Here is a 13525-nt window from a genome sequence, read left to right as displayed (position 1 = left end):
TATTATTTTATCCAAACGCTATAATTAGCTAATATCCCCAGACTTATTCAAAGTAGATAAGCACCGCCGCGACACCTGGATAAGTTCTTCCCCTAAAGGATAAGGATAACGTATTCTAGGTGCTAAAGACACTAAGAATACTGTTAATAAGGTTCAGATGAAGATAAGCATTTATTTATAGCAGACTTCCACCTGAACCTCTGAATCACTTGATCTCAATTGGGTATTTATCTTTTAAGTTATTAATGCATTTTGAATATTCAAGAGTTCTTTTTTCCTGTAGTAGCCCATTCTTTATAGCATTTTTTACTTTGTCAAAACCCTTTATAGAATCTTTTTCTTTTTTCTCTACTTTTATAAGGTGATATCCGAATTGGGTTTTTACAGGTTTGCTTAATATACCTATTTCCAATTGAAAAGCTGCTGTTTCAAATTCAGGTACCATCTGTCCTCTAGTAAAGTTACCTAAGTTACCACCTTGAGCTTTAGAGGGACATGAGGAGTATTTTTTTGCTGCATCCTCAAAAGACAGACCTTTTTTTATCTCATTGGATATTTGAGCAGCTTTTTCAAAAGAATCCACTAATATATGTCTTGCAGTTATATTTTCAGGTTTTTTATACATAGATTTGTTGTTGGTATAATAATCTTCTACCTCTTTATCAGTAACTTTAATATTTTCCATAATTTTAGATATTGTCTCTTGAATTAATAATTCCTTTTTAGTTGTTTCTAACTTAACTAAATAATCTCTATCTTTTTCTAATTCAATTTCCTTACCATAATTATAAAAAAGTTCAAAAGATATAATTTCATCTAATAACTGTTTTTTACCTTCATCTGTATTAAAGTATTGCTGCCTTTCTGCGGGAAATCTCTTTACCACGTTTTTGAAGTCATTTTCGGTTATTTCCACATTATTAACAATTGCCAATACATTATTTTGCATACATTTTCTCCTTAAATATAATTTATAACTCATAATTAATTATTACATACTTTGCATAGTTTTTCTATACAAAATAAAAGGTAGTAAAATATTCAACTATTTAAGATTTAGATGGAAGAAAGTACTTTTTATGGTATACTTTACTTAAGTCTAAAAATTACTTTATCTCACCACGGGTTCGGATAAGTGTATTTTGCCATTTTTTAAATCTATTTCTACTTCTGCACCAATCGGGATAGTTATTTTAGGATATGAATGGCCGGATTGAAAATTGGTTAAAGTTGGTTTCCTAAGACTTAATATTCTATCTTCAAATATTTCAGATAAAGTTAAGCTCTCTTTATACTTAGAAAATTCACAGCCTTTAAATTGACCTATAATGAAACCTCTGCACTGTTGAAGAATGCCACTTAGAGACAAATGTGTAAGCATTCTATCAATCTTATAAGGTTCTTCTTCTACCTCTTCCATAAATAGTATTTTGTCTTTGGTATTTATAGCATAAGGTGTGCCAAGTGTACTGCATATTAAAGATAGATTACCTCCTACAAGTTCTCCTTTAACATATTCACCATTAAAATAATCTGTAGGTATATTATCAGTATTTTCTATAGTAAAAAGATTATATCCAAACATCAGTGTATCTAAAAAGCTTTTTAATGTAGAGGAATCAAATTGAGAATTGCACATAGGAGAGTGAAAGGTAATTAAATTACATTCTTGATATATATTATTTAGTAAAGTAGTTATATCACTGAATCCAGCAAATATTTTTGGGTTTTTTTCTATAATATCAAAGTCTATAAGAGGAAGAAGTCTCATAGCACCATATCCACCTCTTATACACAGTATTGTATTTACTTCTTTGTCTAAGAACATATCCATGAGATCTTGTACTCTATCTTTGTCCTTACCGGCTAGATAGCCCCATCTATCGTAAATATGTTTTCCACTTTTAACGTTAAACCCTAAGTTTTGTAAAAACTTAATGCTTTCTTCTATTTTTTTGGGCTCCTCACTGCTTGAAGGGGATACGATTCCTATCGTATCTCCTTTTTCTAACTTTTTGCCTAACAAAACTATCACCTTCCAAAATTAAAATAAATCCTTTTTCTTCAGGAATATTATAGATATAACACAAATTAAAGCTGTAATTCCATATATAATCCAAAAAGCATTTGTATATTTTCCAAAAGGTATGCCGGATACATTCATACCAAAAGAACCAAATATTATATTTGGTATAGACATAACTATGGTTACAGATGCTAAAAGTTTCATAACTATATTCAAATTATTAGATACGACTGAAGCAAATGCATCCATAGTTCCCGCTAGAATATTGCTATAAATATTGGTCATTTCTATAGCCTGTTTATTTTCGATAATAACATCTTCTAAGATATCCTGATCTTCAGGATATTTTTGTAAAAGCTCTAATTTTAACATTTTTTCTAGAGTTATTTCATTTGCCTTTAAAGATGTAGAAAAATAAACTAGGGATTTTTCTAAAGATAAAAGTTGAATAAATTCTTTGTTTTTCATAGATTTGTGAAGTCTCTGTTCAATCATCACACTTTTTTTATCTATTTGTCTTAAATAAAGTAGATAATAACTTGCTATCCTATAAAGTATTTGTAATATGAATCTAGAGCGTTTAAAGGTGTAAAACGATTTTACTTTACCGGCTATAAAGTCTGTAAGAATTTTACTGTTTTTCAAACAAACAGTTATTAAAATAAATTCCGTATGAATTATTGCCAGAGGGTAGGAGTCATAAGTTAAAGAATTGACCTCCATTTCAGTAAAAGGAATATCAACTATTACAAGTAAATTATTATCTTCTGTATCTATACGAGATGTTTCTTCTTCATCAAGGGCAGCTCTTAAAAAATCTAGTGAAACACCAGTTTTTTTTGATATTAAAAGTAAATCTTCATCAGAAGGTGCTATAATATTAATCCAACAGCCATGTTCTATAGTGTCTAAAGATTGCAACTTGTTTGATGTATCTATAGTTTTATAAATTGATATCATATAATGTCCTCCTAAGTAAATATGGTATAATTATTATCTTTAGCTAAGTGATCGTTGATGGCTATTTACATTATAGCTTATGAAGTATACTTTTGAATATGATATTATTAATATCTACATAATAATAATATATTAAAATTTAAATTTATTTATGTGGACAAAATAAATTTAAGGATAAATTGAATATTATATAATATTAGGATAAAAAAATAAAATAAAATTCAATTGAATATTATATACATTAAAAGGCGAGAATCTAAATGATAAAATTAATTTATTAATTCATAATTAGGACTTGCTAGGAGGATATGAATGAAAAAAAAGTATTGTATAATATGTGGAAAGCCTTTAAGTAATGGTATAATAATATATGGTAGAGGAATATGTATAAATTGTGAAAAGAGATTATTAAAGTTAGAAAATAATGTGGATTTTTATGAGTATTATAAACAGAGAATAAAAAAAACTATAGTACGTTTTATTATAAAAGGAGAGATAATCCATTGTCAGAATTACCGCTTTTAGAAGGAGTTTTAAAATACATCGAAGAAAATAATATATCATTTTGTATGCCTGGACATAAAAATGGCAGGGGATTTTTTAATACTTCAATAGGAAGGAATTTTATAGATAATATTTTAAAGTTTGATATTACAGAAGTAGATGGGGTAGACAATCTTCATAATCCCAAAAGTATAATATTAGATGCTAGTGAGCGTCTTAGAGATTTTTATGGAAGTAAAAAATCTTATTTCCTGGTTAATGGCAGCACCTCAGGAAACATGATAATGCTATTTAGCAGTTTTAATGAGGGAGATAAAGTTTTGGTAGAAAGAAATTGTCATAGTTCTATATTTAATGGGATAATTATGAGAAAGTTAAATCCCGTATATTTAAAAAATATTATAAGTACAAGATTAAATGCTCCTGTTTGTATAAATTTGGAGCATTTTTTAAAAGTCTTAGATGAAAATAAAGATGCAAAAGGAATAATTATTACATATCCTAATTATTATGGCATATGCAGTAATTTAGAATTTATAATAGAAAAAGCTAGAGAATATAATATGAAAATTTTAGTTGATTGTGCTCATGGCGCTCATTTTGGGGTTCATAAAAGTTTACCTAAGAGTGCAGTTAAGATGGGAGCGGACATGGTAGTTACAAGTGCACATAAGACACTGCCAAGTCTCACTCAAACCGCTTATTTACATATTAATAATAAAGAGGATTTAGATAAAGTTGATTTTTATTCTAAAGTATTTTTAAGTACAAGTCCTTCTTATATAGCACTTTGTTCTATGGATTATGCCAGGTTTTATCTTGAGAAATATGGATATAGGGATTATGAAAAACTTATTGAAATAAGCCAATATTACAGGGATAAAATAAATCTTATAAAAGGATTTAATATAATTGAAAAAAAGGATATATTAGTATATGATGAAAATTTACCGTCAAATGTGTGGAATATGGATTCCACCAGATATATTATAAACTTAAAAAAAGGCAATAGTGCAAATTTACTATTGGACTATTTAAGAAAATCAAAAATTCAAGCTGAGATGAGTGATAACTTTAATGTAATATTAATTTTTTCTCCTTTTAATAAAAAAGAAGAATTTGAAATATTGTATAGAGCATTAAAAAATTGTAATTTAAAAAACTTTATATATAAAAAAATAGATATGATGGAGTATGAAGTACCTAAAATGGAAGTATTGCCTTATGAAGTTATAAATTCAGAAAAGGAGATAATAAATGTAGAAAGTTCATTGGGAAGAATAGCAGCAGTTAATGTAACACCCTATCCTCCAGGAGTACCTTTATTATTGATGGGGGAGATAATAGATAGAAATATTTTAAAAATTATAAAGTACTATGTGAAATCTGGATTGGATATAGTAGGCATAAAAGATAATAAGATTTCAGTTGTAAAATAAATTAATGGGGGAAGTTTAAATGGAATCATTAAAAGGGAAACTTATAGTTATAGAAGGATGTGATGGCAGTGGCAAAGCTACACAGACCAGAAAACTTTATAATAGACTTTTAGATGAAAAATACAATGTGAAAAAAGTAGAATATCCTAATTACAATAGTGAATCATCTGCTCTGGTAAAAATGTACTTAAATGGAGATTTTGGAGAAAATCCTGAAGATGTAAGTGCCTATGTTGCATCTACCTTTTATGGGGTAGATAGGTTTGCTTCTTATAAAACACAGTGGAAAAAATTCTATGAAGGTGGAGGCATAGTTCTATCAGATAGGTATACTACATCCAATATGGTACATCAGGCTTCCAAAATTGATAATATAGAAGAAAAAGATAAATTTTTAAAATGGCTGTGGGATTTTGAATTCAATATATTTAAGCTGCCAGTACCTGATTGTGTAATATTCTTAGATATGCCTCCTGAGTATAGTAAAAATCTCATGATTGAGAGGAATAATAAATTTACAGGTAACGCCAAAAAAGATATACATGAGAGTAATTATGAATATTTAATTAATTCATATAATAATGCAGTATATGTAGCAGATAAATATGGGTGGAATAAAATTTCTTGTATAGAAAATGATAGAATAAACACAGTAAATGAAATTCATAAAAATATATATAGTTTAGTAAAATATATATTGATGTAATATACCTATGTTAAATGGTCTAATATAAGATTATATAATTAAGGTAAGTACTTATGCTATAATTATTATAAGTTAATTTTAAAAATTCAGATGATTTTTATATAAAATTAGAAGGAGGGATGTCTTGTGAAATTAATCATAGCTATTGTTCAAGATGATGATGCAGCAGATTTATTAAAAGTTTTAACGGAACATGAATTTAAAGTGACTAAACTTGCTACTACAGGAGGATTTTTAAAAGCAGGCAATACAACTTTAATGATAGGGGTAGAAGAAGATGGCGTAGATAAAGTGGTAGCTTATATTGAACAGGTATGTAAAACTAGAAAACAAGTTATAACTGCTCCTTCTTCAGTTGCAAGTGCTACAGGGATATATATGCCTTATTCCATGGAAATAGAAGTTGGAGGAGCAAATATATTTGTAATAGATGTGGATAAGTTTATTAAAATCTAGGAGGTAAATTTAAGAGTGAGTTTTTATAGGATAATAGGTCATGATATGATAAAATCTCAGATAGAAAATTCTATAAAGCTGAATAGACTTTCTCATGCCAGTATTTTTGTAGGAGAAGATGGACTTGGAAAGAGTTTGTTTGCTGAAGAATTAGCCATAAAAATACTAGGTAAAAATGAAATTAAACGATATGTAGATATAATAGAACTTAAGTTATTTAAAAATAAAAAATCTATTGGTATAGAAGAAATAAAATATATAATAGAGGAGATTAATAAAAAACCATATGAAGGTGACAAAAAAGTAATAATACTATATAATTCTGATAAAATTACGGAAACTGCTCAGAATGCAGTATTGAAAACTATAGAAGAACCACCAAAAGGAAGTTTTATTATACTATTGTGTGAGAAGCTGGATGGAATTTTAGATACAGTAAAATCCAGATGTCAGATATATAAACTTAATAGGCTAAATTCAAAAGATATGAAAAAATTTTTGAATAATAAATTCCCTGGATTGTATGAACAAGAATTAAATTCTATTATGGCTTTTAGTGATGGTATACCTGGAAGAGCAGAAAAATTTATTTCAAGTTCAGTTTTAAAAGAAATAAGGAATATAACTATAAAAATATTTAGGAAATTATATGACGAAGATATAAATATTACTTTAGAATTTCCTAATTACTTATTTAAAGAAAAAGATAACTGGGAAGAGATACTTACCTGTATGTTGTCTTATATACGTGATGTTCTCATATATAAGGAAACAGGTAATAGTGATTTGATTATAAATAGGGATAAGTTTCAAGAGCTAAAAGCTATAGGAGAAATGTTTTCATTCAATAAATTAAATGCTATTATTGATATTATAGGAAGTATTAGGGAAAAAATAGATAAAAATGTAAATCCAACTTTGGTTTTTGATTCTATGCTGATGAAAATGCAGGAGGTATAAATAAAACATGGTAACAGTTGTAGGAGTGCGATTTAAAAAGGCTGGGAAAATATATTATTTTTCACCGGATAATTTAAATATAAAAAAATATGACAACATAATAGTGGAAACGGCTAGAGGTGTAGAATTTGGCAAATGTGTTATAGCTCCTAAGGCTATAAGTGAAAGTAATATAGTTTCACCACTTAAAAATGTATTGAGGGTGGCTACAGAAGAAGATATAAAAAAACATAATGAAAATAAGGAAAAAGAAAGTGAAGCATTTAAAGTATGTATTGAAAAAATACAACAGCATGATTTGAAAATGAAACTTATAGATGTAGAATATACTTTTGATAATAATAAAGTTATATTTTATTTTACTGCAGATGGAAGAGTAGATTTTAGAGAATTGGTAAAAGATCTTGCTTCAATATTCAGAACCCGAATAGAACTTAGACAAATAGGAGTAAGAGATGAGGCTAAAATGGTGGGAGGTCTTGGACCTTGTGGCAGAACCATGTGCTGTTCTACTTTTTTAGGAGATTTTGTGCCTGTTTCTATAAAAATGGCTAAAGAACAAAATTTGTCCTTAAATCCTACAAAAATATCAGGCATGTGTGGAAGGCTTATGTGCTGTTTAAATTATGAACAGGATACTTACGAGAGAATAAGAAAGAAATTACCTAAGGTAGGTTCCATTGTGGATACATCATATGGACAGGGGGAAGTTACAAGTAATTCTGTGGTAAAAGAGATGATTAAAGTAAAAATAAGAGTTAAGGATGGAGAAGATGTTATAAAGGATATATCTATACATGATGTTCACATGATATCTGGGGGATTTGAAGGAAATATAAATGAGGATGAAATAAAGATTGATATAGAAGCTGAAGATGAGGATATAATTAAACACTTATTTAATGAGGACTAGGAGGTTAGTGTATGAAATCTGTATTTAAAATTCCTAATATACGTAATAATAGAGATGTAAATAATATAAGAAAAGTTATTTCTAATAATGAAGGAGTAATAGCATGTCAGATAAATACACAAAAATGTGAGGTAAGTATAGTATATGATGATTACTTCATAACAGAAGATAAAATAATACAATGTCTTGAAGATGTGGGTTATGCGGTGTTCTAAAATTATCTTTAAAAATTATAATAAATATGATAAAATGTTATAGGATATAAAAACATATTGATTCTTAAAATCTAAGGAGGTGTAGTATAATGGCATATAAAATTACAGATGCATGTATGAATTGTGGAGCATGTGCTTCAGAATGTCCAGTTGAATGCATAAGTCAAGGAGATACTCAATTTTTAATAGATGATGGTACATGTATAGATTGTGGAAGCTGTGCTAGTGTCTGTCCTGTAGGAGCACTAGTTCAAGCGGACTAGTGTAAATGATTAGAATTACTTTTAAAAAGGCTGCCTAGGGTAGTCTTTTTAATTTTGGGACAAGTTTTTTATATCAAGAACAAGTAATTCTTAGGCTTAGGTAGCGTTTATATATTTGGATAAAGCTCTATATTCTTATATTTATAAATACATAAAACATTGTATAAAGAGTAGGTCATTTTAACCGATTAATAAAATATAGGTGAAAGGATTCAAATAAGAGTTTTAGTAGCAAAATGCATTAAATGGAGGTATAATATGGATATATCTGTTATTTTATTCTTGATTTTTGGACTATTAGCCCTAGGTGGGGGATTCATACTAGATGGGGGACATCTTTCAGCTCTTTTGGGGCCTACGGCAGCTATGATAGTATTTGGTGGAACAATTGGGGCTGTAGGGGTGTCTTTTCCTTTAGATCTACTAAAAAGAATTCCAAAAATGGTTAAAGTTATGATAAGTCCTCCAAAAACGGAGTTGCCTTCTTTAATATCCTATTTTAAAGATGTATCTTATAGAACCAGGAAAAATGGGCTTTTAAGTTTAGAAGGAGAAATATCTAGTGATCCTAATCTAGATCCTTTCATAAAAAAAGGATTACAGCTTGTGGTAGATGGAGTAGATCCTCAAGCAGTTAGGAGCATATTGGAGTTAGAATTAGAATCTACCTCAGAAAGACATAGACAGGGAGCAGCTGTATTTCAAAGTGCGGGTGGATATTCTCCTACTATGGGTATAGTAGGTACAGTTATGGGACTAGTTCATGTTTTGGGTAATTTAGAAGATCCGTCTACATTAGGACCTAAGATAGCAGTAGCATTTTTAGCAACATTATATGGTATTGGTGCAGCTAATCTTATATGGCTTCCTATAGCTAATAGATTAAATGTTCTCGATGATAAAGAAGTAAAAGAGAAAACTTTGATAGTTGAAGGAATATTATACATACAAGAAGGAATAAATCCGAATACCATAGCAGAGAAATTGAAGAGCTTTTTAAATAAAGAAGAATTAGTTAGATTTGAAGAAATGGATGGTAAACAGCAATTATGAAAAAGAAAAAAAAGCATGCGGAAGAAAATACAGAAAGATGGCTGCTTACTTATTCCGATTTAATAACTTTACTTATGATATTTTTTGTTGTAATGTATTCTATGAGCAATATAAGTGCATCTAAATATAAGCAGGTAGCAGAATCTTTAAAGATGTCTATGGGTGGAGGAAAAAGTGTAATAGGAAGTGATGATACTTCAAGTATAAAAGAAACTGTAGATCCTGAAGAAACACAGCAAACTGATACAGATGATCAGGAAAAGAAATTATCTGAACTGAAATCAGAAGTGGATAAATATCTGCAAAATAGTGAAATGAGTGGAAGTGTATCTACCAGCATAAATGAAAGAGGACTTATTGTAAGTATGAACGATAGTTTGTTGTTTGATACAGGAAAAGCCGATATAAAACCGGAGTTTCAGCAAAAACTTGTAGAAATAGGTAAAATTTTAAATCAGCTTGGAAATTATATGAGGATAGAAGGACATACAGATAACATTCCTATTAGTAATAATCAATATTCTTCTAATTGGAAGTTATCCTGTGACAGGGCATCTAATGTTACTGAGTTTCTTATAAAAAGTGCTGGAATTGAACCAGAAAAATTATCTGCAATTGGCTATGGGGAATATAGACCTGTGGGAGATAATTCCACAGATGAAGGCAAAGCTAAGAATAGAAGAGTTGATATAGTTATATTAAATAGCAAATTTAATGCAGTTGAGGAAAATGGTATTAATAGTAATTCCACTAATAAATAGAATAGTATAGCACTCAAAAATTCCGGGATTATACTCCTGGAATTTTTATATGTAAATTTATGAGTATTTGACAATGAAGAGTATTTAAATCATAATTAAAAATATCAATTCAAAAATGAGGTATTTATGTGAATAATAATTTATTAAAAGATAATGAAACTTTAGATGATTTACAATTGAAAGGATTATGTATTATACAAAAAAAAGATGCTTTTAGGTTTGGGGTGGATGCAGTACTGCTTGCTAATTTTGCTAGAGTAAAAAGGGGAGCAAGGGTAATTGACTTATGCAGTGGCACGGGAATAGTTCCATTTATATTATCCGGAAAAACACAGGCAGGTAAAATAATAGGCATAGAAATACAAAAAGATATGGTAGAGATGTCCATAAGAACTGTGAAGTTTAATAATATGGAAAATATCATAGAGTTTGTTAATAGAGATTTAAAAGATTTAAATTATTTAAAGAGTATACCTAAAGCAGATGTAGTTACAGTTAATCCACCTTATAAATTGAAAGGCTCTGGAATAATAAATTCAAAAGAAAAAAATGCTATTGCTAGACATGAAATATGTTGTGAATTAGAAGATGTTATAAGGGCAGCTAAAACTGTATTAAGAGATAATGGTAAATTTTACATGATACATAGACCGGATAGAATGGCAGATATCATTTGTACTATGAGACAGCATGGGATAGAACCTAAATTCATAAGAATGGTTCAACCCAGTGTAAATAAAGCTCCTAACATGCTGCTTATAGAAGGACAAAATAATGGAGGACGATTTTTAAAATGGGGCGTGCCTGTATATATACGTGAGTTAGATGGAAGTTATAGTAAAGAAATTGATGAAATATATGGAAGATAAGAGGAGAGATTAAATATGGGTAAGCTTTTTTTAGTAGCAACTCCTATAGGAAATTTAAAAGATATTACTTTAAGGGCTTTAGATACACTTAAAAATGTAGATTTGATAGCAGCAGAAGACACCAGACAGAGTTTAAAATTATTGAATCATTTTAATATAAAAAGACCTCTTATGAGTTATCATAAATATAATGAAAATGATAAGAGTGAATTGTTAATACAAAAACTAAAAGATGGAAAAAATATAGCATTGGTAAGTGATGCAGGTACCCCGGGAATATCAGATCCGGGAAACATCATTGTACGTAAATGTATAGAAGAAGGGATAGATTTTGAAGTACTACCTGGTGCTACTGCTGTAACTACAGCCTTAGTCTATTCGGGGATGGATACTTCTCAATTTGTATTTATGGGATTTTTACCTCGAGAAAATAAAGACAAAAGAACTTTTTTACAGAGTGTAAAAGACAGAATCGAAACTCTTATAATGTATGAATCTCCACATAGGCTAATAAATACTTTAGAGATCTTGAAAGATATTTTAGGTAACAGGCGTATAGCTATATGTAGAGAGCTTACTAAAGTTTATGAACAAATATTAAGATTTACTATAGAAGAGTCTATAAAATATTATTCAGAAAGCAGCATAAAAGGAGAATTTGTTCTTGTAATAGAAGGTAGGGATAAAAGAGAACTTTTAAAAGAACAAATGGAAAAATGGGAGGATTTATCCATAGAGGATCACATAAGAATGTATATTGAAAAGGGTTTGAATAAAAAAGAAGCTGTGAAAAAAGTAGCCAGGGATAGAAATATTTGTAAATCTCAAATTTATAAATATTCTATTAATTTATAATAGCAAAAATATGAAATTAAAATGAAATAATAAAAATAATAACCAGATAAAATATTATTTTATTAAAAAGTATAATAAAAAATAATGAGTTTACCAATAAAAATTATGGATTTGCAGTAAAAATTTAATTTTTATTAAGAAAATTTAATATAAGCGTTGAGAAGTATTCCAATTTAATGATATAATATACACATGTTAAATTTAAAACTATACTTAATATCAATTAGGTATGGTTTTAAGTTTTGTTTAAAGGAGACTCTAAACCCATAATTTAGAGTAAAACATGTACTCTGCTTATGTATATTAGGAGAGAAATTTGTTAAATATTTTACAAGGAGGTATGAAATATTGAATAAAAGAACATTATCTGTTGTAATTGCCCTAGCAATGTCATTATCAATAACTGGAAATGTACTAGCGGCACCTAGCAGTTCAAATTCACTAGCTGAAATTAAACAGGAAAAACAACAGTTAGAAATTAAAGTTGAAAAATTAGACAATGAAATAGTACAAGTCATACAGAAGGTTGATGAAAATAAAAAGGATATTGCTAAAGTTTCAGATAATATAAAAAAGACTCAGGAGACTATAGCAGCTACGGAGAAAAATATAGAAAGTCAGCAGGAGTTATTTAACAAGAGAGTAAAGGTCATGTACATAAATGGCATGGATAGTTACCTTGGTGTTATACTTGATGCAGATAATTTAAATGATTTTATATCCAGAATAGATAATATAAAAAAGATAATGGGTTTTGATAAACAAGTTATAGGCAGTTTAACAGATAAAAAGGAACAATTAGATAAGGACAAGCAAAAATTAGATAGTGAGAATAATAGACTTTTGGCATTGAAGACTGAAAATGAACAAAAACTGGACAAGCTTAGTAATGACAAAGAAACTCAAACTAATTTAATAGCGGATTTAAATAAAAAAGAAGAAGCTCTTGAAGCGGTAGATACTAGTACTTCACAATTAATAGCTACGGCATCAAATAATGTACAGCAGATGAGAAATTCCGCTCCAAGAATCACAAATTCAGATGGAAGTTCCAGTATAAGTGTTTCAAGAGGAGGAGAACAATTAGTATCTTCTAGTGCAGTGGTTGCATATGCTTCTAATTTTTTAGGGGTTCCATATGTATGGGGAGGAACGTCTCCTTCAGGTTTTGATTGTTCAGGTTTAGTTCAGTATGTATATGCACATTTTGGAGTTAGTCTTCCAAGAGTTTCACAAGATCAGCAAAATACAGGCACCGCTGTATCCAGGGGTGAGCTTGAGCCGGGAGATTTGGTATTTTTTGGTTACCCTGCACACCATGTTGGAATATATGTGGGTGATGGAGCATATATTCATGCACCTAAGACAGGAGATGTAGTGAAGATATCATCTTTGGATGCTAGATCTGATTTTAGTGGGGGAAGACGAGTTAAATAATATAACATACACATAGAATATATAGTCAGAATAGAAGCATATATACATAGTTAGCTTTATTTTGTACCATAAGGAGTTTAGCTGTGATGTTTTATAAATACTAGCCAT

At 29.1% G+C, this 13525-nt stretch carries 16 protein-coding genes; 13 read left to right on the top strand and 3 right to left on the bottom strand.

Features of this window, described 5'->3' with window-relative positions; translation table 11 throughout:
• Positions 1-205 precede the first annotated feature (205 nt).
• The 3 genes from CKL_RS18505 to CKL_RS18495 form a co-directional block, all read right to left on the bottom strand.
• A complete protein-coding gene (locus CKL_RS18505) occupies positions 206-949 on the bottom strand; it encodes a peptidylprolyl isomerase (protein WP_012104119.1) in 744 nt (247 codons plus the stop codon).
• 162 nt (positions 950-1111) lie between these two features.
• Complete coding sequence (locus CKL_RS18500; RefSeq protein ID WP_012104118.1) at positions 1112-2026, bottom strand: S66 peptidase family protein; 915 nt, start codon at positions 2024-2026, stop codon at positions 1112-1114.
• Positions 2027-2044: 18 nt separating this feature from the next.
• A complete protein-coding gene (locus CKL_RS18495; protein ID WP_012104117.1) occupies positions 2045-2986 on the bottom strand; it encodes a magnesium transporter CorA family protein in 942 nt (313 codons plus the stop codon).
• Positions 2987-3298: 312 nt separating this feature from the next.
• Here CKL_RS18495 and CKL_RS18490 point away from each other — a divergent pair, with 312 nt between their 5' ends.
• From CKL_RS18490 to CKL_RS18430, 13 genes are all read left to right on the top strand, one after another.
• Positions 3299-3511, top strand: coding sequence for a sigma factor G inhibitor Gin (locus CKL_RS18490; protein WP_012104116.1), 213 nt, complete (start codon positions 3299-3301; stop codon positions 3509-3511).
• Entirely contained in the window at positions 3490-4929 is a 1440-nt protein-coding gene (locus CKL_RS18485) for an aminotransferase class I/II-fold pyridoxal phosphate-dependent enzyme (RefSeq protein ID WP_012104115.1), read from the top strand. The genes CKL_RS18490 and CKL_RS18485 overlap by 22 nt, the downstream gene beginning before the upstream one ends.
• Positions 4930-4948: 19 nt before the next feature.
• Entirely contained in the window at positions 4949-5635 is a 687-nt protein-coding gene (locus CKL_RS18480) for a dTMP kinase (protein ID WP_012104114.1), read from the top strand.
• Positions 5636-5761: 126 nt separating this feature from the next.
• Entirely contained in the window at positions 5762-6091 is a 330-nt protein-coding gene (locus tag CKL_RS18475; RefSeq protein ID WP_012104113.1) for a cyclic-di-AMP receptor, read from the top strand.
• A gap of 15 nt (positions 6092-6106) precedes the next feature.
• Positions 6107-7051: a DNA polymerase III subunit delta' gene (locus tag CKL_RS18470; protein ID WP_012104112.1), complete on the top strand. Its 945-nt coding sequence runs from the start codon at positions 6107-6109 to the stop codon at positions 7049-7051.
• A 7-nt stretch (positions 7052-7058) separates the two neighbouring features.
• A complete protein-coding gene (locus CKL_RS18465) occupies positions 7059-7964 on the top strand; it encodes a PSP1 domain-containing protein (protein WP_012104111.1) in 906 nt (301 codons plus the stop codon).
• Between the two features lie 11 nt (positions 7965-7975).
• Positions 7976-8179: a heavy-metal-associated domain-containing protein gene (locus tag CKL_RS18460; RefSeq protein ID WP_012104110.1), complete on the top strand. Its 204-nt coding sequence runs from the start codon at positions 7976-7978 to the stop codon at positions 8177-8179.
• Between the two features lie 89 nt (positions 8180-8268).
• A complete protein-coding gene (locus CKL_RS18455; protein ID WP_012104109.1) occupies positions 8269-8442 on the top strand; it encodes a DUF362 domain-containing protein in 174 nt (57 codons plus the stop codon).
• 258 nt (positions 8443-8700) lie between these two features.
• Positions 8701-9495, top strand: coding sequence for a flagellar motor protein (locus tag CKL_RS18450; RefSeq protein WP_012104108.1), 795 nt, complete (start codon positions 8701-8703; stop codon positions 9493-9495).
• The gene (locus CKL_RS18445) at positions 9492-10256 is read left to right on the top strand and encodes an OmpA/MotB family protein (protein WP_012104107.1); all 765 of its coding nucleotides are present in this window, start codon (positions 9492-9494) and stop codon (positions 10254-10256) included. Before CKL_RS18450 ends, CKL_RS18445 begins: the two co-directional genes overlap by 4 nt.
• A 128-nt stretch (positions 10257-10384) precedes the next feature.
• Entirely contained in the window at positions 10385-11125 is a 741-nt protein-coding gene (locus CKL_RS18440) for a tRNA1(Val) (adenine(37)-N6)-methyltransferase (RefSeq protein ID WP_012104106.1), read from the top strand.
• 15 nt (positions 11126-11140) lie between these two features.
• Positions 11141-11980: a 16S rRNA (cytidine(1402)-2'-O)-methyltransferase gene (gene rsmI, locus CKL_RS18435; RefSeq protein WP_012104105.1), complete on the top strand. Its 840-nt coding sequence runs from the start codon at positions 11141-11143 to the stop codon at positions 11978-11980.
• Positions 11981-12328: 348 nt separating this feature from the next.
• Positions 12329-13417, top strand: coding sequence for a C40 family peptidase (locus tag CKL_RS18430; protein WP_012104104.1), 1089 nt, complete (start codon positions 12329-12331; stop codon positions 13415-13417).
• Positions 13418-13525 lie beyond the last annotated feature (108 nt).

Source organism: Clostridium kluyveri DSM 555, assembly GCF_000016505.1.
GTDB classification, from domain to species: Bacteria; Bacillota; Clostridia; order Clostridiales; family Clostridiaceae; genus Clostridium_B; species Clostridium_B kluyveri.
This window is presented reverse-complemented; position numbering and strand designations above follow the sequence as displayed.

Coding starts and splice junctions, on each gene's coding strand:
- CKL_RS18450 (WP_012104108.1), top strand. CDS start 8,701: ATGGATATATCTGTTATTTTATTCTTGATTTTTGGACTATTAGCCCTA.
- CKL_RS18505 (WP_012104119.1), bottom strand. CDS start 949: ATGCAAAATAATGTATTGGCAATTGTTAATAATGTGGAAATAACCGAA.
- CKL_RS18445 (WP_012104107.1), top strand. CDS start 9,492: ATGAAAAAGAAAAAAAAGCATGCGGAAGAAAATACAGAAAGATGGCTG.
- CKL_RS18455 (WP_012104109.1), top strand. CDS start 8,269: ATGGCATATAAAATTACAGATGCATGTATGAATTGTGGAGCATGTGCT.
- CKL_RS18490 (WP_012104116.1), top strand. CDS start 3,299: ATGAAAAAAAAGTATTGTATAATATGTGGAAAGCCTTTAAGTAATGGT.
- CKL_RS18465 (WP_012104111.1), top strand. CDS start 7,059: ATGGTAACAGTTGTAGGAGTGCGATTTAAAAAGGCTGGGAAAATATAT.
- rsmI (WP_012104105.1), top strand. CDS start 11,141: ATGGGTAAGCTTTTTTTAGTAGCAACTCCTATAGGAAATTTAAAAGAT.
- CKL_RS18480 (WP_012104114.1), top strand. CDS start 4,949: ATGGAATCATTAAAAGGGAAACTTATAGTTATAGAAGGATGTGATGGC.
- CKL_RS18460 (WP_012104110.1), top strand. CDS start 7,976: ATGAAATCTGTATTTAAAATTCCTAATATACGTAATAATAGAGATGTA.
- CKL_RS18495 (WP_012104117.1), bottom strand. CDS start 2,986: ATGATATCAATTTATAAAACTATAGATACATCAAACAAGTTGCAATCT.